Source organism: Amycolatopsis deserti, from assembly GCF_014653945.1.
Taxonomy (GTDB): Bacteria; Actinomycetota; Actinomycetes; order Mycobacteriales; family Pseudonocardiaceae; genus Amycolatopsis_E; species Amycolatopsis_E deserti.
The window spans coordinates 244,292-267,625 of sequence record NZ_BNAU01000009.1 but is presented as its reverse complement, the minus strand read 5'-3'; the positions used below and the strand labels follow the sequence as shown (position 1 = coordinate 267,625).

Annotated in this window: 24 protein-coding genes; 12 read left to right on the top strand and 12 right to left on the bottom strand. The window is 72.5% G+C overall.

Going from position 1 to position 23,334, the window contains the following annotated elements; translation table 11 throughout:
• The first annotated feature begins 75 nt into the window (after positions 1–75).
• Positions 76–1,170: a glycosyltransferase family 9 protein gene (locus tag IE290_RS32215; protein WP_191248491.1), complete on the top strand. Its 1,095-nt coding sequence runs from the start codon at positions 76–78 to the stop codon at positions 1,168–1,170.
• Here IE290_RS32215 and IE290_RS32210 read toward each other — a convergent pair whose 3' ends face one another.
• Positions 1,171–2,274, bottom strand: coding sequence for an FUSC family protein (locus IE290_RS32210; RefSeq protein WP_191248490.1), 1,104 nt, complete (start codon positions 2,272–2,274; stop codon positions 1,171–1,173).
• Between the two features lie 32 nt (positions 2,275–2,306).
• Between IE290_RS32210 and IE290_RS32205 the strand changes: the two genes are divergently transcribed.
• Positions 2,307–2,783, top strand: coding sequence for a GNAT family N-acetyltransferase (locus IE290_RS32205; RefSeq protein WP_191248489.1), 477 nt, complete (start codon positions 2,307–2,309; stop codon positions 2,781–2,783).
• A 5-nt stretch (positions 2,784–2,788) separates the two neighbouring features.
• Here the strand turns inward: IE290_RS32205 and IE290_RS32200 are convergent, their stop codons facing one another.
• Entirely contained in the window at positions 2,789–3,535 is a 747-nt protein-coding gene (locus IE290_RS32200) for an ANTAR domain-containing response regulator (protein ID WP_191248488.1), read from the bottom strand.
• 312 nt (positions 3,536–3,847) lie between these two features.
• The gene (locus IE290_RS32195) at positions 3,848–4,276 is read right to left on the bottom strand and encodes a cupin domain-containing protein (RefSeq protein ID WP_191248487.1); all 429 of its coding nucleotides are present in this window, start codon (positions 4,274–4,276) and stop codon (positions 3,848–3,850) included.
• Positions 4,277–4,336: 60 nt separating this feature from the next.
• On the opposite strand from IE290_RS32195, the gene IE290_RS32190 reads away from it, so the two are divergent.
• Entirely contained in the window at positions 4,337–5,134 is a 798-nt protein-coding gene (locus tag IE290_RS32190; protein ID WP_191248486.1) for an SDR family NAD(P)-dependent oxidoreductase, read from the top strand.
• On the opposite strand, the gene IE290_RS32185 is transcribed toward IE290_RS32190, so the two are convergent.
• A complete protein-coding gene (locus IE290_RS32185) occupies positions 5,131–5,796 on the bottom strand; it encodes an alpha/beta fold hydrolase (RefSeq protein ID WP_191248485.1) in 666 nt (221 codons plus the stop codon). The two genes, IE290_RS32190 and IE290_RS32185, sit on opposite strands and share 4 nt — an antisense overlap.
• 113 nt (positions 5,797–5,909) lie before the next feature.
• Between IE290_RS32185 and IE290_RS32180 the strand changes: the two genes are divergently transcribed.
• The 3 genes from IE290_RS32180 to IE290_RS32170 all read left to right on the top strand — a co-directional run bounded on the left by IE290_RS32180 (position 5,910) and on the right by IE290_RS32170 (position 9,557).
• Positions 5,910–6,554: a TetR/AcrR family transcriptional regulator gene (locus IE290_RS32180; RefSeq protein WP_191248484.1), complete on the top strand. Its 645-nt coding sequence runs from the start codon at positions 5,910–5,912 to the stop codon at positions 6,552–6,554.
• 325 nt (positions 6,555–6,879) lie between these two features.
• Complete coding sequence (locus tag IE290_RS32175) at positions 6,880–7,956, top strand: NAD-dependent epimerase/dehydratase family protein (protein ID WP_191248483.1); 1,077 nt, start codon at positions 6,880–6,882, stop codon at positions 7,954–7,956.
• Between the two features lie 11 nt (positions 7,957–7,967).
• Complete coding sequence (locus IE290_RS32170; protein ID WP_191248482.1) at positions 7,968–9,557, top strand: phytoene desaturase family protein; 1,590 nt, start codon at positions 7,968–7,970, stop codon at positions 9,555–9,557.
• Positions 9,558–10,101: 544 nt separating this feature from the next.
• Here the strand turns inward: IE290_RS32170 and IE290_RS32165 are convergent.
• Both IE290_RS32165 and IE290_RS32160 read right to left on the bottom strand, forming a co-directional pair.
• Complete coding sequence (locus IE290_RS32165; protein ID WP_191248481.1) at positions 10,102–10,536, bottom strand: SRPBCC family protein; 435 nt, start codon at positions 10,534–10,536, stop codon at positions 10,102–10,104.
• A gap of 56 nt (positions 10,537–10,592) precedes the next feature.
• A complete protein-coding gene (locus IE290_RS32160) occupies positions 10,593–10,958 on the bottom strand; it encodes an STAS domain-containing protein (protein ID WP_191248480.1) in 366 nt (121 codons plus the stop codon).
• A gap of 235 nt (positions 10,959–11,193) precedes the next feature.
• Between IE290_RS32160 and IE290_RS32155 the strand changes: the two genes are divergently transcribed.
• Positions 11,194–11,625, top strand: a complete 432-nt coding sequence (locus tag IE290_RS32155) for an ATP-binding protein (protein ID WP_191248479.1) — start codon at positions 11,194–11,196, stop codon at positions 11,623–11,625.
• Between the two features lie 6 nt (positions 11,626–11,631).
• Here IE290_RS32155 and IE290_RS32150 read toward each other — a convergent pair whose 3' ends face one another.
• From IE290_RS32150 to IE290_RS32130, 5 genes are read right to left on the bottom strand one after another with little or no spacing between them, the layout of a single operon-like run.
• On the bottom strand, positions 11,632–12,927 hold the full coding sequence (locus tag IE290_RS32150; protein ID WP_191248478.1) for a PP2C family protein-serine/threonine phosphatase: 1,296 nt from the start codon (positions 12,925–12,927) through the stop codon (positions 11,632–11,634).
• Positions 12,924–13,922 carry an ATP-binding protein gene (locus tag IE290_RS32145; protein ID WP_191248477.1) on the bottom strand — a complete coding sequence of 333 codons (999 nt, stop codon included), beginning with the start codon at positions 13,920–13,922 and terminating at the stop codon, positions 12,924–12,926. The genes IE290_RS32150 and IE290_RS32145 overlap by 4 nt, the downstream gene beginning before the upstream one ends.
• Complete coding sequence (locus IE290_RS32140) at positions 13,919–14,344, bottom strand: anti-sigma regulatory factor (RefSeq protein ID WP_191248476.1); 426 nt, start codon at positions 14,342–14,344, stop codon at positions 13,919–13,921. Before IE290_RS32140 ends, IE290_RS32145 begins: the two co-directional genes overlap by 4 nt.
• On the bottom strand, positions 14,341–14,718 hold the full coding sequence (locus IE290_RS32135) for an STAS domain-containing protein (protein WP_191248475.1): 378 nt from the start codon (positions 14,716–14,718) through the stop codon (positions 14,341–14,343). Before IE290_RS32135 ends, IE290_RS32140 begins: the two co-directional genes overlap by 4 nt.
• Complete coding sequence (locus IE290_RS32130; RefSeq protein WP_191248474.1) at positions 14,718–15,587, bottom strand: STAS domain-containing protein; 870 nt, start codon at positions 15,585–15,587, stop codon at positions 14,718–14,720. Before IE290_RS32130 ends, IE290_RS32135 begins: the two co-directional genes overlap by 1 nt.
• A gap of 148 nt (positions 15,588–15,735) precedes the next feature.
• On the opposite strand from IE290_RS32130, the gene IE290_RS32125 reads away from it, so the two are divergent.
• The 4 genes from IE290_RS32125 (at position 15,736) to IE290_RS32110 (ending at position 21,186) form a co-directional block, all read left to right on the top strand.
• Complete coding sequence (locus tag IE290_RS32125; protein WP_191248473.1) at positions 15,736–16,104, top strand: STAS domain-containing protein; 369 nt, start codon at positions 15,736–15,738, stop codon at positions 16,102–16,104.
• A gap of 158 nt (positions 16,105–16,262) precedes the next feature.
• Positions 16,263–16,688: a DUF6292 family protein gene (locus IE290_RS32120; protein ID WP_229874839.1), complete on the top strand. Its 426-nt coding sequence runs from the start codon at positions 16,263–16,265 to the stop codon at positions 16,686–16,688.
• An 86-nt stretch (positions 16,689–16,774) separates the two neighbouring features.
• Positions 16,775–17,128 (top strand): STAS domain-containing protein, encoded by a 354-nt coding sequence (locus IE290_RS32115; RefSeq protein ID WP_191248472.1) that lies wholly within the window; start codon positions 16,775–16,777, stop codon positions 17,126–17,128.
• Between the two features lie 53 nt (positions 17,129–17,181).
• Positions 17,182–21,186, top strand: a complete 4,005-nt coding sequence (locus tag IE290_RS32110; protein ID WP_191248471.1) for a SpoIIE family protein phosphatase — start codon at positions 17,182–17,184, stop codon at positions 21,184–21,186.
• Positions 21,187–21,802: 616 nt separating this feature from the next.
• Here the strand turns inward: IE290_RS32110 and IE290_RS32105 are convergent.
• Positions 21,803–22,198, bottom strand: a complete 396-nt coding sequence (locus IE290_RS32105) for a DUF3224 domain-containing protein (RefSeq protein WP_191248470.1) — start codon at positions 22,196–22,198, stop codon at positions 21,803–21,805.
• Positions 22,199–22,259: 61 nt separating this feature from the next.
• Between IE290_RS32105 and IE290_RS32100 the strand changes: the two genes are divergently transcribed.
• The gene (locus IE290_RS32100; RefSeq protein ID WP_191248469.1) at positions 22,260–23,060 is read left to right on the top strand and encodes a helix-turn-helix domain-containing protein; all 801 of its coding nucleotides are present in this window, start codon (positions 22,260–22,262) and stop codon (positions 23,058–23,060) included.
• Positions 23,061–23,334 lie beyond the last annotated feature (274 nt).

The following is a 23,334-nucleotide window of genomic DNA, read 5'->3' as shown; positions in this document are numbered from 1 at the left end:
TGCTCCACCAGTAGCCGGATCTTGGACGGCGAAACATTTCCGTTTGCTGCCTGCGGAATCGGGCACCTTCAGCGCGTGGTGAACTCGGAGCCAGGGCCGGCCGTCGGCCCGATCGAAGCGAAGTGGCCGGATGTGCGCAGGATCGCCGTGCTGCGCGGTGGTGGTCTGGGGGACCTGCTGTTCGCGGTGCCGGCGATGGCCGCGCTGCGCGGCGCCTATCCGGACGCCGAGATCGTGTTGCTGGGCACGGAACTGCACCGCCAGCTGTTCGCCGGGCGCCCGTCGCCGGTGACCGAGGTGCGCCCGCTGCCGCCGTACCCCAACGTGCACGAGCCGGCGGGCCAGCCGTTCGACGAGTCCGAGCAGCAGGCGTGGTTCGACGCGCTGAAGCCGGTCGACCTGGCCGTGCAGCTGCACGGCGGCGGGCGGAACTCGAATCCCTTTCTGCGCAAGCTGGAACCGCGGTACCTGGTCGGCGCGCGGACCCCGGACGCGGCGGAGGCGGACCGGTGGCTGCCGTTCCGCTACTACCAGCACGAGGTGCTGCGGGCCCTGGAGGTCGTCGGGCTGGCCGGGGCGCGGCCGGTGGAGCTGGAGCCGTCGATCACGGTGACCGACGCGGACCGCGCGGCGGCGGCCGCCGCGCTGGAGGGACTGCCGGAGCCCCTGGTCGTCGTGCACCCCGGGGCCGGTGACCCGCGCCGGCGGTGGCCCGCGGAGCGGTTCGCCGAGATCGCGGCCAAGCTCGCGGCCAACGGGCGTGGGGTGGTGGTGATCGGCGCGCCGGACGAGCGTCAGCTGGTGGAGCGGGTGGCCGCGATGGCCGGACCGCCGGTGCGGCCGCTGACCTCGCTGAGCATGTCCGCGCTGGTCGGGGTGCTGGACCGGTGCTCGGCGTTCGCCGGCAACGACAGCGGGCCGCGGCACCTGGCGGCGGCGGTCGGCGCGCCGACGGTCAGCGTCTACTGGATGGGCAATGTGGTCAACGCCGGGCCGCTCGGCCGGTCGCGGCACCGGGTGCTGATCTCGTGGATGTCGCACTGCCCGGTGTGCGGCGTCGACTGCACGCGCGAGGACCTGCCCCGCTGCGAACACGACGACTCCTTCGTGGCGACGGTGTCCGTCGAGGACGTGCTGGGTGAGCTGGAGGAACTGCTCGCCGGGCGGTGATCACCGCCGCGGCGCGACGGTCTCCAGCACGCGCATCGAGCGGGCCACCGCGAGCAGCGCGGCGTCCTCGGCCTGCCGCGTCACGGTGGTGACCCGGTCGAGTCGCACCCGGCCGTCCAGCTCGCGGTGGTGCGCGGCCAGCTCGTCCAGGTAGCCGGGCAGGTCGGTGAGCCGGTCGTCGGTCTGGTCCAGGCACCCGACGGCCCCGGCCAGCTGGTCGAGCAGCCGCGCGTACCCGGCGGTGAACTCGTGGTCGGCCTCGTCCTGCTGGGCCGCCGTGACCAGCGCCTCGGCGATGCGCTTGACCTGCTCGGAAACCTCCGTCAGCGCGCTCAGCGGCGACTCGAAGGACGACGGCAGGGGGCTGCGCCCGCGGCGGCGGTGCACCAGCCAGCGGATGTTGAACCGCACGCTCTCCCGCCCCCAGCTGACCGCCTCGTCGGCCTTCCGCACCGTCGAATCCAGACGCCGGGCGCGCCGCAGCCACTGCGTGGCCGTGTCGTCGTCCCAGTCGTCACGCAGGTCGTCCGCGATCGACCGCAGCAGGTCGCGCACCTCGGCGGCGAGCGCGGTCACCGCGTCGCGCGTGTGCCGGAGGTGCACCGGCGGCAGGATCACCGTGTTCACCGCGAGCCCGATCACCGCGCCGAGCACGCTCTCGCCCATCCGTTCGGCCAGGTAGAGCAGGTTCCCGGCGGTGCCGTAGGAGATCATCAGCAGCGCGGTCACCCCGACCCAGATGCCGCTGCCGCCGAACCGGTGCCACTGGCCGATCAGCATGCCGACGAACACCGCGGCCGCGAGCGCCAGCACCGGCTGCGGGATCAGGTGGGCCGCGGCGTAGGCGACGGCCAGCCCGAGCAGCAGCGCGGCCGTCTGCTGCGCGGCGTTGGTCAGCGAGCGGTAGACCGTCGCGGTCATCAGGAACACCGCGGCGTAGGGCGCGATGAACGACTGCGGCGACGGGATCACCAGGCGCGCTACGAGCCACGCGAGCACCGCGGCGAGCGCCATCTTCAGCGCCTGCACGATCGCCTCGCGCTCCCGCCCGGGGAAGCGCAGCGCCCGGGTGAACCAGGACCAGGGGGACAAAATTCGTGTCATCGGTGTGGCGATACCCGGTCACACTGGTCGCCATGCGCATCAGGACGGCCACCGCGGCCGATTTCGACCGGCTGCCGGAGATCGAACGCTCGGCGGGGGAGTGCTTCCGCGACATCGGTATGCCCGAGATCGCCGACGACGTGCTGCCGACGCCGGCGGAACTGGCGAGCTACCCGTTCGCCTGGGTGGCCGGCGACCCGGACCCGGTGGCGTACCTGGTCGCGGCGCCGGTGGACGGGGCGTTGCACATCGAGCAGGTGTCGGTGCACGCCGCCAGCGCGCGGCGCGGCATCGGGCGCGCGCTGATCGAGGAGGCCGCGCGGGCCGGTTTCCCCGCGCTGACGCTGACCACGTTCGCCGAGGTGCCGTGGAACGCGCCGTACTACGAGCGGTGCGGCTTCGTCCGCCTGGCCGAGGACGAGCTGACGCCGGGGCTGCGCCGGATCCGCGCGGCGGAGGCCGCCCGGGGGCTGGACCGGTGGCCGCGGGTCGCCATGCGCCGCGGCTGACGCGGTCAGCGTGACCGCACGGAGTCCAGCAGATCGAGGGCCACCTGGCGGAGTTTGATGTTCTGCCGCTGCGACTGGTCCACCAGCCGGTCGAACGCCTCGGCCGCGCCGATGCCGTGCACCGCCATCAGCACCCCCTTGGCCTGGTCGATCTCGGCGCGCGAGGTGAGCGCGTTCTCCAGGTGCCGGATCTGCTGGCGCGCGTGGTACCAGCGCCGCGCGTTGCTGATCGCCGCGGAGGCGGCGCCGGTGAACAACCGCATCAGCTTCTGGTCGAACGGGTCGAAGGCGCCGTCGATCCGGCTGTACAGGTTGAGCGAACCGACCAGTTCGTCGCCGTCGCGGGTGCCGCTGCCGAGCAGCAGCGGCACGGCGAGGAACGTCAGGACGCCGCGATCCTGCGCGGCGGCGGCGAATTCCGGCCAGGGTCCAGTGTCCGGTTTGGACACCGCGCGGACCGGTTCGCGCGTGGTGACGGCACGCAGGCACGGTCCGTCGCCCGCCGCGTACTGGGCCTGGTCGATCCCGATCAGCTCGTCGTCGGTGATGGCCGCGGTGCGCGGCCCGGCGTCGTCGAGCAGGGTGACGCTGACCGCGTCGGCGTCCGCGATCGCGTTCACCGCGGTTTCGGCGAGCCGCCGCAGCACCGCGTCGAGGGGCTCCTCGTCGTCGAGGCCGACGCGCAGGTTGTCCAGTGCGAGGGTGACGTCGTCGAGTCTGGCCAGTGGCGCCGGCCGCTCGGGTCTGGTCATGTGTCGGTTCTCTCCGCGTGTGCGCTGCCCGGCACACCGCCGGACCGCCGCGCGGGCAGCGGGCGGTGGACGGATGCCGCGATGGGGTGGGTGATCCGGGATCCGGGATGGATCAGAACCGGAGCCTTCCCACTGCGGATGAGCGCGGACGTGTCCGCCGGAGTTCGTTCATCGCCAAGCCCTTCGCCTCTGTGGTGCCGTCCGCCGTTCGGACGGCGTGGGCGCCGGCTGCTTGACGCTGGCGAGGATCATACGTGGCCCCGGGATGGCGACCAACCAGAGCCCGGAGAAGTGGGGTTGAGCCGGAGTGGCTCAGGAATCCGGTTTGTCGACCGGAGCCCACAGGCTGGGCAGGTTCACCACGATGCCCTCCTGGCTGCTGCGCGCGATGATCACGACCGCGTCCTCCTCGCCGGGGTTCTCCTCGCGGTGCGGAACCCACGGCGGCACGAAGATGTAGTCGCCCGGTTCGGTCTCCAGCCGGATCTCCTCGTCGCCTTGCGCGAACACGAACACCGGGTGCCCGGACTTCACGTAGATCGCCGTCTCGGCTTCACCGTGGTGGTGGTCACCGGAATTGGTGTGCGGGCCCACGTGCGTCTCGCCCATCCAGACCTTCTCCGACCCGGCCGTCTTGCCGGACACGGCCTCCAACCGGCGCATCCCGCTGGTCTGCGCGGTGTCACCGCTCAGCTCGCTGCCCTTGATGTGCCGCAACGGGCGGTGCCAGGCGTCGGTCACGGCCGCGTCCTCCTGCTCCCGGGAAGGTTCCTCCTCCCACGGTAGGGGTATCCGCCCGCCATGACCAACGCACAGAGCAGACCCCTCGCGGTCGTCACCGGTGCCTCCACCGGGATCGGCCGCGAGCTGGCGAAGCAGTTCGCCTCGCACGGCTACGACCTCGTGATCGCCGCGGAGAACGCGGAACTCGACGACGCCCAGCGCGAGCTGATGGCGCTCGGGGCGCAGGTCCTGGCCGTGCGGGGCGATCTCGCGAGTTACGACGGAGTGGAGAACCTGGTCGCCGCGGTGGCGTCGGTGGACCGCCCGCTGGCCGCGCTGGCCGTCAACGCCGGTGTCGGGGTGGGCGGGGCGTTCGTCGACGGGACGCTGCGGGACGAGCTGAACGTGATCCACCTGAACGTGACCTCGGCGGTGCACCTGACCCGGCGCCTGCTGCCGGGCATGGTCGCGCAGGCGGCCGGGCGGGTGCTGTTCACGTCGTCGGTCGCGGCGATGACGCCCGGCCCGTTCCAGGCCGTCTACAACGCGACGAAGGCGTTCCTGGCGTCGTTCGCCGAGGCGCTGCGCGAGGAGCTGAAGGACAGCGGGGTGACGGTCACGGCGTTGCTGCCGGGGCCGACGGACACCGAGTTCTTCGAACGCGCCGGGATGACCGACACCAAGATCGCGCAGGGCCCCAAGGACGATCCGGCGGAGGTCGCCGAGCAGGGCTTCGCGGCGATGATGGCAGGCAAGGACAAGGTGATCGCCGGTTCGGCGCGGAACAAGGTCCAGGCCGCGGCCGCCCGAGCCGTGCCGGACACCGTGAAGGCGGCGATGCACCGCCGGATGGCCGAACCGGGTTCGGGCAGCTAGTCCTCTGTGGACTGCTCCAGGAGCACCGCGGTGAGGTCCTCCGGCGCGGTGACCATGCACTCGTGGCCGGTGCGCAGTTCGGTGACCGGCCACCCCGCCTCGCGCGCCAGCCGCGCCAGCGGCATCCGGTCGTTGTCCAGGCACACGACGGCGTGGCAGGGGATGGCCTCGACCGCGCCGGTCAGGCTCGTCGGGTCGGCGAACGAGCGGCGCGGGTGCGGGACCAGGTTCGCCGCCAGCCATTCGGCGTCGCCGGGATCGGTGACCCCGGTGGCCGAAGCGGGTGGCACGCCGATCAGCCCGTCGGCCGTCATCGAGTCCACCCACCGCGTGAACCACTCCGGGGCGAGGCTGTCCAGCGAGTCGCCGTCGCCGCCGAACCACGCGTCGACGAGCACGATCCGCGCGACCCGGTCCGGGACCTGGTCGGCGGCCTCCCGGACGACGAAACCGGCGTAGCTGTGCCCGACGAGGATGACGTCGTGCAGGTCTTTGAGCAGGGCGGCCACCTCGGCGGCGTGCGTGTGCAGACCGGCGGTGGCGTCCATCGCGAGGTCCGGGGTGAGGACCCGGTGCCCCCGTGCCCGCAGTGGGGCCGCCACGCGGTCCCAGCACCAGCCGCCGTGCCACGCGCCGGGGACCAGGACGTAGGTCTCGTTCATTTCGCTCCTCGGGTTGGTGGACGGCCGTACGGTAAGTTTCACCTGATTGGCTGTACAATTCCGTGATGGGAGTTGATCCGCTGGTGGACGGTCGTCCGGGATACACTGGCCGGATGACGGACGCGCATGTCGACAAGCGGGTGCAGCGCGGGCTGCGGTCGCGGCGGGTGATCCTGGACCGAGCGATGGACATCGCGTCGGTGGAGGGGCTGGAGAGCCTGTCCGTGCGGCGGCTGGCGACCGAGCTGGACGTGAGCAAGAGCGGGGTGTTCGCGCAGTTCGGGTCGAAGGAGGAGCTGCAGCTGGCCACGGTGCGCGCCGCGGTCGAGGTGTTCGTCGGCAAGGTCGTGAAGCCCGCGCGGAAGGCCCCGGCGGGGATCCGGCGGGTGTGGGCGCTGGCTGAGGCTTGGCTGGCGTACGTGCGGCAGCCGGTGTTCGAGGGCGGGTGCTTCTTCATCGCGACGGCCGCCGAGTTCGACGCGCGCCCGGGCCGCGTGCGCGACGCGATAGCGGCCGGCCGGCGCGACTGGCAGACCCTCTACCGCACGACGATCGCCGAGGCGCAGGAGATGGGCGAGATCGCCGCGGACGTGGACGCCGCGCTGCTGGCCTTCGAGCTGGACGCGCTCACCCGGGCGGCCGCGGAAGACGCCCTCCTGCACGACGACCCATCCCGCTACGACTACGCCCGCACCGCGATCCGCAACCGCCTGGCAGCGGTGGCGACCCCCGAGGCGCCCGCCCTGCCGGAGGGCTGACGCCGGGGCGCGCTGCGCCGGAGAGCCGGGGTGGTGGGTTCCCGGGGGAGGGCGCTCGGTGGGTGGCATGCCGGAGGCGCCGGCTCGACTGGAGGGCTGACGCCGGGGGCGCGCTGCGGCGGAGAGCCGAGGCGGTGGGTTCCCGGGAGGACGGGCAGCGGTGACGAGGCTCGGCGCGCGGTGCCGGAGGGCGCACGCTGACGTGGCCGGCGGTGGCGACTCCCCGGCGAGCCGAGCGGCTGCCGGAGTTCCGCGAAACCCCGCGGCGCCGGAGAAGTTCCGTCCCCCGCGGTTAGCGCACGCGCCCGGGTGGAACACGTCCGCCATGAAGGTCGTCGTCACTGGGGCGTCCGGCAGCATCGGCACCGCGTTCCTGCGCGCGGCCGCCCGCAGGCCGGACTGGGAGATCGTCGGGCTGGCGCGGCGTGTTCCGGACGGCCGTCCACCCTACGACCGCGCCCACTGGGTCGACTGCGACCTCGACTCCGACGACGCCCCGGACCTCCTGCCGAAGGTCTTCGCCGGGGCGGACGCCGTCGTCCACCTCGCCTGGGCCATCTACCCCGGTGTGGACGAGCCGCCGCGCAACCGTACCAACATCGAGGGCTCCCAGGAGGTGCTGGCCGCCGTCGCGGAGGCCGGGGTGCCGCAGCTGATCTGCGCGTCCTCCGTCGCGGCGTACACACCGGCCCCGCGCTGGACCCGCGTCGGCGAGGACTGGCCCCGCACCGGCGTCCCGGGCAGCGCCTACAGCCGCGACAAGGCCCGCCTGGAACGCCTCGTCGAACTGTTCGCCCGCCAGCACCCGGACGTCCGCGTCGCGGTGTTCCGGCCGTGCGCCGTCGCCCAGTACGACTCCGGCGGACAGCTCGCGCGCTGGACACTGAGCCCCCTCCTGCCGCCCGCGCTGATCGGCAACCGCCTGCTCCCGGTGCCGCTCTGGACCGGGCTGCGCGCCCAGGTCGTGCACGCCGACGACGTCGCGGACGCGATCTGCCTGATGCTCGACCACCAGGCGGAGGGCGCCTTCAACCTCGCCGCCGAACCGGTCCTCGGCGTCAACGACCTCGCCGATCTGTTCGGCGGCTTCCGGGTGCCGGTGCCGCGACGGCTGGTCACCACGCTCGCCCTGCCGACCTGGCGGCTCGGGCTGCAGCCGATGCACCCGGGCTGGCTCACCCTCGCCGACCGGGCGCCGCTGATCGACACCACCCGCGCCCGCGCGCACCTGGGCTGGGAACCGCGCTACGACGCGAAGGAGGCGCTCGCCGAACTGGTCACCGGCATGCGCGACGGCAGCGGCACCGGCAGCGGGCCGCTCGCGCCGCGGGGTGCGGAATCGTGGCCGGCGCGGTTGGCTGGGATCAGGCTGGGCCGGCCCAGCCGCCAGACGCAGGCCTAGAAGGGAGCGTCGTGACCGAAACCGTGGACGCGGTCGTCGTGGGGGCGGGCCAGAACGGCCTCGTGGCGGCGAACGTGCTGGCCGACGCCGGCTGGAGCGTGCTCGTGCTGGAGGCCGAGCCGGAGCCGGGCGGGGCCGTGCGCAGCGCCGAGATCACCGCGCCCGGGTTCCTCAGCGACCTGTGCAGCGCGTTCTACCCGCTCGGCTACGCGTCGCCGGTGCTGCGCGAGCTCGGTCTGGACTCCTACGGCCTGGTGTGGAAGCACGCGCCGCTGGTGCTCGCCCACGTCCTGCCCGACGACCGGTCCGTGGCGCTGTCCCGGGACCTCGACGAGACGGCCGCGTCGGTCGCGACCTTCGCCCCCGGGGATGGTGACGCCTGGCGTGCGGCGTTCGACCAGTGGCAGCGCGTGCGGCACGACCTGCTGGAATCGGTCCTGCGCCCGTTCCCGCCGGTGCGCTCGGCGGCGACGCTGGTGCGCAAGATCGGTGTCGCGGAAGCCCTCCGGCTCGTCCGGATGGTGACCCTGCCGGTGCGGCGCCTGGGCGAGGAACTGTTCGACGGCGACGGCGCGCGGCTGCTGTTCGCCGGCAACGCGCTGCACACCGACCTCGGCCCGGACAACGCCGGCAGCGGTGTGTTCGGGTGGCTGCTGGGGATGGCCGGGCAGGACGTGGGTTTCCCGGTGCCGGAGGGTGGCGCGGAGCGGATCATCACCGCCCTCGTGCGGAGGCTGGCCGACCGCGGCGGCCGGGTCGAGTGCAACCGCCGGGTGCGCAACGTGCTGATCGCCGGCAACCGCGCGATGGGCGTGCGGGATGAACACGGCGAACTGGTCCGGGCCAGGCGGGCGGTGCTGGCGGACGTGCCGGCGCCCGCGCTGTACCGGGAGCTGGTCGGGGAGGAGCACCTGCCCGCGCGGCTGGTGTCCGACCTGGACCGCTTCCACTGGGACAACGCCACGATCAAGGTCGACTGGGCCCTGTCCGGGAAGATCCCGTGGACGGCCGAGCAGGCGCGCCGGTCGGGCGTGGTGCACCTGGACGCTGATCTGGATGGCCTGACCGCCTACGGTGCCGACCTGGCCTGCCGCCGGGTGCCCGAGCGGCCGTTCCTGCTGTTGGGCCAGATGACGACGACCGACCCGTCCCGCTCGCCCGCGGGAACGGAGTCGGTGTGGGCGTACACGCACGTCCCCAGGGGCGAGCGGTGGGACCGGAGCAGGCTGGAGCGGTACGCCGACCGGATGCAGGAGATCGTCGAGCAGCGAGCACCCGGTTTCACGAGCCTCATCAAGGCGCGGTGCGTGCAGGGGCCGGGCGAGCTGGAGGCGCACAACCCGAGCCTCGTGGAGGGCGCGATCAACGCCGGCACCGCGGCGATCCACCAGCAGTTCGTGTTCCGGCCGGTGCCCGGGCTGGCAAGGGCGGACACGCCCGTTGATCGACTGTACCTGGCAGGCGCTTCGGCTCACCCCGGTGGGGCCGTGCACGGCGCACCAGGGGCGAACGCGGCCCGCGCGGCGCTGGCGCGGAACGGGGTAGCGGGCGGACTGTACGGGGGAATGATCAAGGCGGCGCACCGGGCGATCTATTCGTGAAGCGGCGGCCGGACCGGCAGCACCCCACCTCACCTCACCAACCGCCGCCCGGCAACGCAAGAAGACCGACTACCCCAACCAGACCTCCCCCGCCCCCGATCCACAGCCGATCTTTGGTCGCCGATCAGGCGTGTCAAGGTACTCTTTCCCGCCTTGACACGTCTGCTCGGCGACCGAAACACAATCAGGCATCGGGGGCGGGGGTGGTCGGAAGGTGACCTTTTGGCGCCGTGAGGCGCTTTTTATCCGCCCGCAGGGCGGACTCCCCGCCTGCCGAAGGCGGCGCGGCTTTAAAGATCAAAAGATGTCCTCGCCGGACGGGCAGGCTCCGGGATGACGGAAAGCCCCTCATCTCACCTTGGCGAGGTGGGAGCTGGGTGGTCATCCCGTCGCCTTCCGGTTTGTGCATATCACCTTGAGCCAGGGCCGCAAGGTTGGCATGTCAACTCACGCGAGCACGGAGGTTGCGGCCCTGGCTCAAGGTGATCGTCACGTGTCAGGCGACGGGATGACCACCCAGCTCCGCTGTGGTGCAAAGACCGCGTCAGCGGTGCGTTGCGATGTCGGCCAGGCGTTTGAGGCTTTCGGTGTTCCTCGGTGCCAGCAAGCCGGCCTGGATCGGCCCGGGCAGGACGCTCAGTGGGCCGCGTACCAGCTTCTCCGCCATCTGGACCTCCGTGCCGCCGTCGGTGTCCGGTGTCAGCGTCAGCGTGATCTTCGCGGAGCCCATCGGCCACATGCGGGCCTCCAGTTCGAGGAGGCTGTTCTCCTCGACCGCGAGCACGCAACTCACGTCCTGCACGCTCACCGGCCACGGCCCGACGCTGTGGTGGATCCGCGAACCCACCTGCGGCCAGTGGCTGTCCACCTGCCGGATGTGCGCGGCGCCCACCACCCAGCCCGCGTAGGTCCAGCCGTCGGCGAGGACGGCGAACACCTTGTCGGGCTGGACGGGAATCCGCCTGCTCACCACGATCATGTCTCGCTCCCCGGCTCGGTTCACCGGCAGCGAGTACCCCGCGCCAGCCGGGGCAATCAGCTCGCTTCGGTCGCGGGCGGCGCCACGGCCTCCTCGACCGACGACGTGATCCGCAGCTGCTCGTCGAGCCGGGTCACCTGCAGCGGCCGCAGCACGGCGCGGCTGGTGGCCACGACCCGCAGCTCCACCGAGTTCTCCTCGCACTTCTGCTGCGCGTTGACCAGCAGGCTCAGCCCGATCGACCCCAGGAAGGTCACCTCGGACAGGTCGACCACCACCGGCCCCGGCGGCTGGGTCTCGGCGCAGGCGGACTGCACCGCGCTGTCCAGATCCGGCGCGCTGGTCAGATCCACATCGCCCGCCGCGGACACCACGATGGCACCGTCGACGAGGCGACGCGTGACACGCAACTCGGTGGTCACCCGAGATACCTCCTACTGTCGTCGTTCACCGCGTCCTGCCGTCGGCGGACCACAAGGAAGCTGCACCGATACCTGGAAAGCCGCCACGGCAACAGGCTGGCGGCTCAACCGTCCGCCGATCCTAACCGGGCTGCACCGCGGGTGCGGATCGGGGCGGAAAGTGGTTAACCGGCCCCCTCCGGGGAACCTCCACCACAGCCGATACGCGAGCAAGGACCGCTGGCGGGAGGACACTGTGAGGACCGACGGCTCGCGCCGACCGACGAAGCACCACAGCAGGCCGTCCGAGTGGCGGCGGGCGGTGACGCGGTTGCCGGAGGAGGCACCGGCGGCGGGTCAGGCCAGGCACTTCGCCGCCTCCGCGCTGCGCGCCTGGGAGGTGCCGCCGGACACCCGCGAGGACATCGTGCTCGCCACGTCCGAACTGGTCACCAACGCCGTCGAGCACGGGCACGGCGAGGTCGCCGTGGTGCTGCGCCAGCACGACGACCGCGTGGTGCTGCGCGTGTGGGACGAAGACCTGCACGTCCCGGTCCCGCGACCGGCCGAACAGGATTCGGTGCGCGGCAACGGCCTGGTGATCGTCGACGCGGTCAGCGAGTCCTGGGGCTACGAGACCGGCGCGAACGGCAAGTGGGTGTGGGCCGAGTTCGCCCTGCCCCGCTGAGGAAGCTCAGCGGTGCGCGGGCAGGTGCCGCGCGCCGTGCGAGGACCGCGCGTCCGGCCGCGCCGACCAGCGGCACAACAGCAGGCACACGTCGTCGTCGTGCTCGTCCTGGCCCAGCATCTCGGCCAGGATCCGGTCACCGGCCTCGTCCGTGGGCAGCCCGGTGACCTCGGCGAACGCGCCGGTCAGCCGCTCCAGGCCGTCGTCGAGGACCTCCGCCCGGCGCTCCACCAGGCCGTCGGTGTAGAGCAGCAGGTCGCTGCCCGGGGCGATGGTCTCCTCGTACTCGGTGATGTGGAACGTGAACGGCACCCCCAGCATCGGCGCGTTCGGCCGCTCCAGGGAGCGGACCCCGTCCTTGCCGCAGGTCAGCATCGGCAGGTGCCCGGCGCTGGCCCAGCGCATCCGGCCGGTCGCCAGCTCCAGATCGGCCACCACGGCCGTGGCGAACAGCGTGCTGTCCAGGCCGCGCAGCAGGTGGTGGGCCAGCCGCAGCGCCTCCGCCGGGCCGTGCCCCTCGGCGGTGTAGGCGCGCAGCGCGTTCTGCAGCTTCCCCATCACCACGGCCGCGTCCAGGCCGTGCCCGGTGACGTCACCCACGGTGAGCACCATCGTGCCGTCGGCCCGGGTGAACGCGTCGAACCAGTCGCCGCCGATGTTCACCCCGGTCGCGGCCGGCCGGTACCGCGCGCACAGCTCCAGGTCGTCCGGGGCGCTCAGGGTCGGCAGCATCGCGTGCTGCAGCCGCTCGGCCAGCTCGCGCTCCCGCTCGTACTCGCCGGCGTTGCGCAGGCCGACCGCGGACCGCGCCGCTACCTCGGTGAGGAAGGACACCTCGTCGTCGGTGAAGTCGCTGTCCCGGTTCAGCTCGAGCACGCCGAGCAGGTGCGGGCCGACCGTCAGCGGCAGCAGCAGCCGCTTCGGCTCGACGTGCGGCTGGTGCCCGGTCGCCACCCGCTTCACGTCCGCGTCCGGCGCGCTCTCCGGCCGGGGTAAGCGCTTGAGGGTGCGGCTCTCGCTCGTCGCCAGCCACACGCCGGCGCAGTCGGCCAGGCTCTCCCGCTCGATGAGCCCGACCAGGGCCTCCACGACCTCCCGGCCCCGCAGCGAGGCCGACACGCTCCGGCTGACCTCGTCCAGGAACGCCGAGCGCTGCCGCTGCAGCTCGACCTCGGCGTGCAGGGCCAGCAGGCCCGCGTTGGTCTGTTCCAGCTCCGACTGATGCAGCCGCAGCTCCCGCTCCTGCCGTTCGACGGTTTCGCGCAGCTCGCGCAGCAGGTCCTCGGTGGTGGCCTCGGTCACGGTCCACCACCTCCCGCGACGACGACCACGCACGCGTCGTCCCGCTCGCGGCCGCGCTGGCCCAGGATCCACCCGGCGACGGTCGCCGGGTCGTGCGTGAACAACCCGGGCCAGTCGGTGCTGCTCCACTTGTCCGAAATGCCGTCGGTGTGCAGGATCAGCCAGCTGCGCGGCGACCACGGGTACACGGAGTCCGACGGCCGCGGCCGGGCGGCGACGCCCACGATGCCGTGGCGGGACACGATGCGCTGCACGGACGTGTCCGGGTCCGCGTAGAACCGGGTGGACACGTTGCCCACCCCGCAGAACCGCATGCGCCCCTCCGCCGGTGTCAGCTGCGCGACGGCCACGGTCGCGCCGCGGGTGGAAGCGAGGGACGGCTGCATCAGCTCCAGGATACGAGCCGGCCGCAGCTCGGTGTGCGCCACGACGGTGGAGATCGCCGCGTCACTGGCCTTGGCCGCTAACTGACCGTGTCCCAAGCCGTCACTCACCGCGATGGTCACGCTATCGTCCGCCGTTTGCGCCGTCCAGCGGTCGCCGCACTCGGTTTCACCCGGGGCGGTGAGGACCGCGCTGCCGATCCGCAGGCCACCCCGCAACGGCGACGGGCCCCCGTGCCACCGCGCGAGCACCGAGGTGCCCTGGCCGCGCCGGCTGTAGACGTCGAACACGTCCGCGGCGCGGCGCACCGCGCCCAGGCCACCGCCGAGGGTGCCGGTCGTCGAGTAGCCGTCGCGCATGCTGTCCTCGATCCGGCCGATCCCCGGGCCGCGGTCGGCCGCCACCACGTCCAGCCTGCCCAGCCCGGGCACCACGCTGAACACCCCGCGCCCGGCGTGCTTGAGCAGGTTGGTGGCCAGTTCGGTGGCGGCGAGCGACACCCGGTGGACCCGGTCCAGGGGCAGCCCGGCACGGGCCGCGGCCGACGCGGCGATGACCCGCGCGCGCCCGACGTGGCTGGGTTCGGTCACGACCAGGTCGTCGCGGGTCACGGGCCCGTGGTCCGGCGGGCGGACATGCTGATCTCCACCCTGGTCCCGCGGCCGGGCGCGGAGTCGATCCGGAACTGGTCGGCCAGCCGCTTGGCGCCGCCCAGGCCCAGGCCGAGGCCGGAACCGGTGGTGAACCCGTCCGCCATGGCCGCCTCGATGTCCGGGATGCCCGGACCCTTGTCGGTGAAGGTCATCCGCACCGTCGGGTTGCCGCCGGGGTCCTCCACGGCGATTTCCGCCTGCCCGCCGCCCCCGTAGACCAGCGCGTTGCGGGCCAGCTCGCTGGCGGCGGTGACCAGCTTGGTCTGCTGCACGAGGCTGAACCCCGCGGTGGACGCCGCCTCACGGGCGGCGTGCCGCACATGCACGATGTCGTACTCGTCGTGGATGGCGACCGTGCTCGTCGAAGGCGCGCGTGTCACCGCAGCGCCGTCCGCGCGGGCCCCGGTGGTGGGGCGAGGAGCGAAAGACCCTCCTCGACGGAGAGCGCGGTGAGCAGCCCGGGCAGGGTCAGGCCGAGTTCGACGAGGGTGATCGCCACGGCAGGGCGCATGCCGACCACGACGGTGCGCGCCGCCATCAGCGAGGTGATGGCGGCGATGTCGTGCAGCGTGCGGGCGAGGAACGAGTCGATGATGTCCAGCACGGACACGTCGATGAGCACCCCACGGGCGCGGGTCTCCACGACCTTCTCGGTGAGCGCCGACTCGAACTCGGCCACGGACTGGTCGAGGAGCTCCTCCTGGATGGTGACCAGCAGGACACCGTTCAGGTTGACGATGGGGACACCGGCCATCAGACCACGCCCGGACCCGCCGCCGACCCGACCTGCAGACCAAGCCGGTTCAGGGCGTAGGCCAGCGCGTCGGCCAGCCGCGCCCGGGTGGCGACCTCGCCGAGGTCGATGCCCAGCTGCACCATCGTGTTCGCGATCTGCGGGCGGATGCCGCTGATCACGCACTCGGCGCCCATCAGCCGGGCCGCCATCGCGGTCTTGAGCAGGTGCTGGGCGACCATCGTGTCGACCGTGGGCACGCCGGTGATGTCCAGGATCGCGACCTTGGCCTGGTGGGTCATGATCGACTGCAGCAGGCTTTCGGTGGCGACCTGGCTGCGCATGCTGTCCAGGGTGCCGATCAGCGGGATGGCCAGCACGCCGTCCCACAGCTTGATGACCGGGGTGGACAGTTCGGTCAGCTGCTCGCGCTGGATCGCCAGGGTCTCCTTGGCCGCGGCCAGCGCGGACTCGACGAGCACCAGCCGGAGCGTGTCCACGGCGCTGGAGAGCAGCACGGCGCCCGCTGTGAGCAAGTCCGCATCGGCCTCCTGCCGCCACAGGCGCAGCAGCGGCTTCTTGAGGTCGCTCACCTCGACGGCGGTGCGCGCGCTCACGCCTTCGTTGCCGTCCAGCTGCGAGGCGAGCGCGGTGAGCAGCGAACGCAGGTCGTTGAAGCCCTCGGCGGCGGGGCTGTCCGCGTCACCAGCGGCGATGGCGCGCCGCAGGCCACGCAGGACCTCGGCGCTGTCGCCGGCGGCCTGGTCGGAATCCTGCGCCACGGAGCGGAAGAACGACGAGTCGGCCCACTGCGCGACGATCGTTTCCTTTTGGGCGTCAAGGAAATCGCTGACCACGGCGGTGATCTGGCGGTCGGAGGTTGTCGTCATCGCTCCCAGGCTCCAGCATGGTGGACGGTCGCGGGCACGCGAGCACAATCCACGAAGTTCGTTGCTTTGCGGCAAACTTATTGCACACGGCCGCCGGGCGACAACCGGGGCCGAAGCCGACGCCACGATTTTGGAGTGAGTTCGAACCATGACGACGGACGAAGGCGCGACCAGCTCCGCCACGGCTTCCGTGGTGCGCACGGAGGCCAGCGGGGACAGCGGACGTGTGCTGCTGCTCGGCGAGATCGACCACGGCGCGGTGGACCAGCTGGACCAGGCCGTGGAGAAGCTGCTCGAATCGGGCGCGATCCACCTGGTGCTCGACTTCGCGGGCCTCAACTTCTTCGATTCGGCCTGCATCAGCGCCCTGATCAGGGCGAAGACCAGCGCGGAGGAGCGGGGCGGCACCGTGAAGCTGGCCAACGTGGACCGCTACGCACGGCGAATCCTGGACATCACCGGGCTGCTGGGGTCGTTCACCATCGAGGGTGAGGAGTCACCCAGCCCGCGTGCGTGACCAACGCCTCACGCACACCCACCGTGAAATCACGGGTTTGGGCCTCGCGAGCCCGGGGTAGCCCGGCTGGGCCAAGAGCGGTTTCAAACCCGTCAAGGGGCCGGTTTCCGGCGCGGCGTCAAGCAGCGGCGCTTCCGTCCGGGTACCTGGTGGGCGAAGTGCGAGGGCAGATGTACCTGGAATACGAGGACGCGCAGGCGCGGGGACTGCGACGGTACGTGCGACTGGTGACCGAGGCTCTGGGATTGGGCGGCAACGCCTACTTCGTGCAGATCGATCCACCACCGGCCAACGCCTATCTGGCACTGGAACGGCGCCTACCGGAGTTCCCCGACCGCGACGCGGCCCTCATCTGGAGCGAGGACACCGGCTGGTCGCTGGTCGTCGAATCGCACTGCGGCGAGGACCTGATCGTCCTGGCCTACCTCGGCACCGACGTCCTGCCCGCGCCGCGCGTGGTGGCGCGGTTCGCCGAGGACCTGTGCGACGGCGTCGCGACCGGTGTCCTCGAGCCACCGGCCTGGGATCCGGCGGACGTCGGGGAACGGCTGGCCGCCTACGCGGCACCAGCGCTGGCCGGCTGACGCCGCACGCAGATCGTGCCGACTTCCCGGGCTCGCATTAGGCTGAACGCACCGCAGGTGCCCCTACGCGTGTCCGGGAGGTTTCGGTGCCCGAAGAAGCATTCTCGGTGCGTCACCAGGTGACCGGGGAGGCCGTCGTGGTGACCGTGTCCGGTGGCGTGGACCTGTGTTCGGCGCCCGCGCTGATCAGCGAGATGGACCAGGCCCGCCGCGCGGCCACGCCGCCGAAGCCGGTGATCGTCGACCTGTCCCGCGTGGACTTCCTCGGCTCCGCCGGGTTGTCCCTGCTGGTCGAGGCCGAGCAACGGTGCGCCGAAGCGGGCACGCCGCTGCGCCTGGTCGCGTCGAGCCGCGTCGTGTTGCGTGCGCTGGAGGCGGCCGATCTGCGGCAGGTGTTCACGGTTGCCGAGACCGTCGAGTGCGCCTTGGGTGAGGGCTGACCCGGTCCATGACGCGTCCCGCTGATACGTCTTATTTGGACACACTGGGGGAGATGGGGGCGATGGTCGCCGGCCGTGACTGGTCGGCGAGCGCGCTCGGCCCGATCGCGGACTGGCCCGCCGAACTGCATTCCGCGCTGCGCCTGGTGCTGTCGTCGCGGTTCCCCATGCTGGTGTGGTGGGGGCCGGAGCTGACGATCTTCTACAACGACGCCTACCGCCCGGCCATGGGCGAGAAGCACCCGCGCTACCTCGGGCGCCCGGCGTCGGAGTGCTGGGCCGAAGCGTGGACCGAGCTGGGCCCGCTGACCCGGCACGTGATGACCGGCCAGGGCGCCACCTATTCGGAGAACCAGCTGCTGTTCATCGACCGGCACAACTACCTGGAAGAGACGTACTGGACGTTCTCCTACAGCCCGATCTCCGACGACCGGGGCGAGGTGCTGGGCATCCTGGTCGCGGTGCAGGACACCACGGTGCAGGTGGTCCGGCAGCGACGGCTGGCGGTGCTCAACGATCTCGGCGAGGTGTCCGCGGCCGGGTCGGTGACGCAGACCGCGCGCTCGGCGGTCACCGCGCTGAGCCGGCACGGCGCCGATCTGCCGTTCGCGCTGGCCTACCTGTTCGACGACGGGCAGGCGTCGCTGGCCGCGGCCTACGGGGTCGGCCCGGGGGAACGTGCCGCGCCCGCGGTGCTGGACCGCGGTGAGGCAGAGGTGTGGCCGTTGTGGGACGGCGAAGCCCGCGTGTGCGGCGGGTTGCGGGACCGGTTCGGGCCGGACTTCGTGCAGCCGGTGGTCGTCGGCACGGCGGCGCCGGACCAGGCGGTGGTGCTGCCGCTGGTCGCGGCCGGGCGCGCGGAGCCGGTGGGCGCGCTGGTGCTCGGCGTGTCGGCCTACCAGGCGCTGGACGCGGACTACCGCGCGTTCCTCGAACTGCTCGGCGGGCAGGTGTCGAGCCTGATCACCGACGCGCTCGCCTACGAGAGCGAGCGGCGGCGCTCGGAGGCGCTGGCCGAACTGGACCGCGCGAAGAGCGAGTTCTTCGCCAACGTCAGCCACGAGTTCCGCACCCCGCTCACCCTCATCGCCGGCCCGGCCGAGGACGCGCTCGCCGACACCGGCGAGCCGTTGCCGCCGGGGCAGCGCGAACGGCTGGAGCTGGTGCACCGCAACGCCGGGCGGTTGCGGCGGCTGGTCGACGACCTGCTCGACTTCGCCAAGATCGAGGCCGGGCACCTGCAGCCGGCGGCGGCGCCACACGACTTGGCCGCGCTGACCACGGAGATCGCGGAGAGCTTCGCCCCGGCCGTGCGGCGCGCTGGGCTGCGGTTCGAGATCGACTGCCCGCCGCTGCCGCGCGCGGTGACGGTGGATCCGGACATGTGGGAGAAGGTCGTCCTCAACCTGCTGTCCAACGGGCTCAAGTACACCCGCGAGGGCGGGGTCGCGGTCCGGCTGCGGGAGCGGGACGGGCACGCCGAGCTGACCGTTGCCGACACCGGCGTCGGCATCCCGGCCGACGAGCTGCCCCGGCTGTTCCAGCGGTTCCACCGGGCGCGCGGGCGCGAGGGCCGGTCCCACGAGGGCGCCGGGATCGGGCTGGCGCTGGTGTGGGAACTGGTGCGGTTGCACGACGGCACGGTGTCGGCCGATTCGGTCGAGGGGGCCGGCAGCACGTTCACGGTCCGGTTGCCCCTCGCGGCGGTCGCGCCACCGCCCACCGACCGCGCGCTGATGGCGGCGCCCGCCTACCGCGACGAAGCGCTGCAGTGGCGTGCCGGCGGCGAAGACGCACCGGAGCCGGTGGCCGGCGACGGGTCCGGCCCGACGCTGCTGGTGGTCGAGGACAACACGGATCTGAGCCGGTTCATCGCGCGGTTGCTGCGCCCGTTGGGCCGGGTCCTGCTGGCGCGCGACGGAGTCGAGGGGCTGGAGCTGGCGCGACGGCACCGGCCGGACCTGGTGCTGTCCGACGTGATGATGCCGCGGCTGGACGGGTTCGGGCTGATCCGGGCGCTGCGCGCGGAACCGGCCACCAAGTCGGTGCCGGTGCTGTTCCTGTCCGCGCGCGCCGGGGTCGAGGCGGCGGTGTCGGGACTGGAGGCCGGCGCCGACGACTACCTGCCGAAACCGTTTTCCGGTGCGGAACTGCTCGCGCGGGTGCGGGCGAACCTGGCGCTGTCCGGTCTGCGGCGGCGCGAGTCGGAGTTCCGGCGCGCGTTGTTCGAGTCGTTGCGGGAAGGCGTGTTCGTCGCCGAGAGCGGTGGCGAGGTGGTCGAGGTCAACGCCGCGTTCACCGCGATCACCGGCCACGGCGCGGAAAGCCTGCCGATGGCGTGGCCGTACCCGTGGCTGGGCGAGGACGCGGCCCGCGTGCCTGCTGACGATCTGGTGGGCTACCTCGGCGACGGTCACGAGGTGTCAGTCGTGGTCCGGCGTCCCGACGGCGGTGAGGCGTGGGCGGCGCTGACCCTCACGCGCGTCGCCGAGGGCGACGGGCGCGCTTGGCTGCTGGGGACGTTGCGGGACGTCACGGTCGAGAAGAAGGCGGCGGACCGGGAGGCGGTGCTGGCCGCGTTCGCCGCGGACCTGGCGGCCGCGACCGACGTGTCGGAGGTGCTGCACGCCGGGGTGTCCGCGTTGCGGGCGATCCTCGGTGCGACGCGCGTGGTGGCGGCGGTGTGGCCGACGGTGGAAAGCGGCGGGCTGCTCGCCGGAGATCCGGAGGCCGGCTCGTTCGACGAGCTGGACCCGGAGCTGTACGAGCGGCTGGACCGGGCGCGCCGTCAGCCGCCCGGGCAGATCTGGCCGGGCGCCGCGGGGCGCGAACTCGGCGCCGCGCTCGGTAGTGGTGATTCGGTGGTGTGGGCCGAGCGGGTGGACCAGGTGCTGGGCGCCGAGGACCGGGCGCTGTTCGGGATGCTGGTGGCGCAGCTCGCGCAGGCGCTCGGCCGGGCCCGCAGCTACGACGAGGCGCGCGCGGTCGCCCTGACGTTGCAGCACGCCATCCTGGGCCCGACGGATCTGCCGGGCGGGTTCGCGGTGCGGTACGAGCCGGCGGTGCGGCCGCTGGAGGTCGGCGGCGACTGGTACGACGTGGCGCGGTTGCCGGACGGCCGGATCGCGGTGGTCGTCGGGGATTGCGTGGGGCGTGGGCTGGCGGCGGCGTCGGTGATGGGGCAGTTGCGCAGTGCGTGCAGTGCGTTGTTGCTCAGCTACGGCGATCCGGCGCGTGCGCTGGACCAGCTGGACGGGTTCGCGCGGCAGATCCCGGGCGCGTTGTGCACGACGGTGTTCTGCGCGGTGGTGGATCCGGTGGCCGGGATCGTGACGTATTCCAGTGCCGGGCACCCGTCGGCGGTGCTGAGCCACGCGGACGGCAGCGATCAGCTGCTGGACCAGGCGTTGTCGGTGCCGCTGGCGGTGCGCCGGTCGAAGGACCGCCCGCGCGCGACAGTGCCGCTGCGGCCGGGTTCGGTGTTGTTGCTGTACACGGATGGCCTGGTGGAGCGGCACGGGCAGCCGATCGACGAGGCGATCGAGGGCGCGCGGGTGGCGCTGCGGGAGGTGCCGCGGCGGCAGTCGGCCGAGATCACCGAGCACCTGCTGGACCGGCTGCTGCCGCCGTCGGGGCACAACGACGACGTGGCGGTGCTGGTGTACGTGCACCCGCCCGGGCCGTTGCGCCTGAACCTGCCCGCGGTGCCGCGGAGCCTGGTCGACATGCGGTGGGAGCTGCGGCAGTGGCTGGCCGAGTCCGACGTTCCGGACGAGCCGGCGCAGGACGTGATCCTCGCCGTGGACGAGGCGTGCACCAACTCGATCGAACACGGGTACTCCGGAAGCGGCGAGGGCACCCTGACGCTGACCGCCACGGCCGCCGAGGGGACCGTGGAGGTAGTGATCACGGACGACGGCACCTGGCGGCCGCCGCCCGCGGACCCGGGAATCCGCGGCCGCGGGGTCGGCTTGATGCGCGCGCTGATGACGGAGGTGGACATCACCCCCGGCGAGCAGGGCAGCGAAGTCCGCATGCGGCGCAACTGGAAGAACTGACGCCGGTCTGCCGACCGAGGCGGAGCTGGGTGGTCATCCCGTCGCCTGACACCGGAACGATCACCTTGAGCCAGGGCCGCAACCTGCATGCTCACCGGCGGCCGAGCTACGCAACCTTGCGGCGCTGGCTCAAGGTGATATGCACAAACCGGAAGGCGACGGGATGACCACCCAGCTGCCCACCCACCCGAGGTGAGACGACAACGGTCCCCGTCATCCCGGAGCCTGCCCGTCCGGCGAGGACATCTCTTGATCTTTAAACCCGCGCCTTCTGTTGGCGGGGAGTCCGCCCTGCGGGCGGAGGGCGCCTTACGGCGCCGAACGGTCACCTTGGGCGACCTCCCCCGCCCCCGATTCCTGATTGTGTTTCGGTCGCCGAGCAGGCGTGTCAAGGCGGGAAAGAGTACCTTGACAACCCTGGTCGGCGACCAAAGATCGGCTGTGGATCGGGGGCGGGGAGGTCTGGGGCGTAGTCGGCCCACTTCCGTTGCCGGTCGCCGGATCGCAGGGCTGCCGCGCGGCGGGCCGACCCGCGGACCCCACTGACGTTGCCGGCTGCCGGAAGGGTGGGGCGTGGTCGTCCGGCTTGCGTTGGCAGCCGCGGCACCCCGCCGAATCAGGGCAGCCTGTAGTCCAGCACGAAGTGGTGGTCCGGAAGGATTTCGCCGCGACCGGTGATTCCCGTCAGCTCATCGCCGCCGGAGCCGGGCACGATGGTCCACTCGCCGCCGGAGTCGTCGCCATGCGCGGTGGCGTTGTGGGTCAGCAGGAAGCTGCCCTTGCGCCCGTGGACGCTGCACTCGAACCGCTCGATGCCGACGTAGATCGCGCTCGCCTCGCCGCCCGGTGGGGGCTCCACCTGAAGCATGATGGCTTCGACGACGCTCGTGCCCTCGAGATCGCCGGTGAATTCCTTGAGCCACCGCGTCCGAGCCATCGATCCGCCGGCCCACTCGCGCGGGGTGGTTTCGCTGCTTCGGCTGGTGAAGGTGCATTCCGCGCGTGTCGTCATCACCGCACGCTAGGCGCCCTCCGGCGGCCGGTCTTGAAGAAACGCGACTACCCTCGCAGGCGTGGTCGAGCCGGTCGAGCGGGACAGCCGCGGCATCCTGCACCCGAAGGCGGGGCTGCGGCGGTTCGAGCTGACCCGGTTCCCGCCCTCGCCAGGGGTGGATCGGTTCGTCGACCGCTACTGGCTCGTTTCGTGGGACTTGCCCGACGTCTACGAGCAGCACGTCCTCGTGCACCCGGTGGTCAACGTCGTGTTCGACGACGTGGGCACGGTCACCGGTGTGCGGACCGAGCGCTTCACCCGGCGGCTGTCCGGGCGCGGGCGGGCGCTGGGCGTGATGTTCCGGCCCGGCGGGTTCCGGCCGTTCCTGGGCCGGCCGCTGTCCACGATCACCGACACGGTGCGCCCGGTCGCCGAGGAGTTCCCGGCGCTGCACCCGGCCGAGCCCGCGGTGATCGCGGCGCTGAAGGACGACACCGACGGCGCCGAGATCGCGAAGCTGGTCGACGCGGCCCTCGCCCCGCTGGTGCCGGACGAGCGTCAGCCGTCGGAGGACACGACAGCCCTCGCCGAACTCGCGGCGCGCGACCGGAATCTGCGGCGCGTCGAGGACCTGGCCGCCCGGGGCGGGTTGAGCGTGCGGCAGTTGCAGCGGGCGTTCGCCGACCACGTCGGCGTGAGCCCGAAGTGGGTGCTGCGCCGCTACCGGATCTACGACGCGGCCGAGCGCGCGGCGCGGGCGGAGTCAGTGGACTGGGCGGCGCTCGCGGCGGACCTCGGGTACGCCGACCAGGCCCACCTGACGCGCGAGTTCACCGCCGTGGTGGGGGAGCCGCCGGGCCGGTACGCGCGCCACTCCTGACGGCGCTCGGCGCGACCGGCAGGCTACGGCGGCCCCGGGAGGGTGGCTCGTGCGGGATTGCCGGGGGCGCGGCGCTTTACGCGGCCGAGCGGGTGGGCGGCCGGACGGCCGCATGGATGGCCAAGTGGCAGAGTGGCTCGACCACTTGGCCCCGCGCGGGCCGCTGGGCAAGTGGGTGCAAGTCGGGTGGTTCGGCCACGTTTCGGCCGAGTGGCGGAGTGGCTCGGCAACTGGCCGGGAGGGCGGCTGCGAAAGGTGAGTGGGTGGAGTGGCT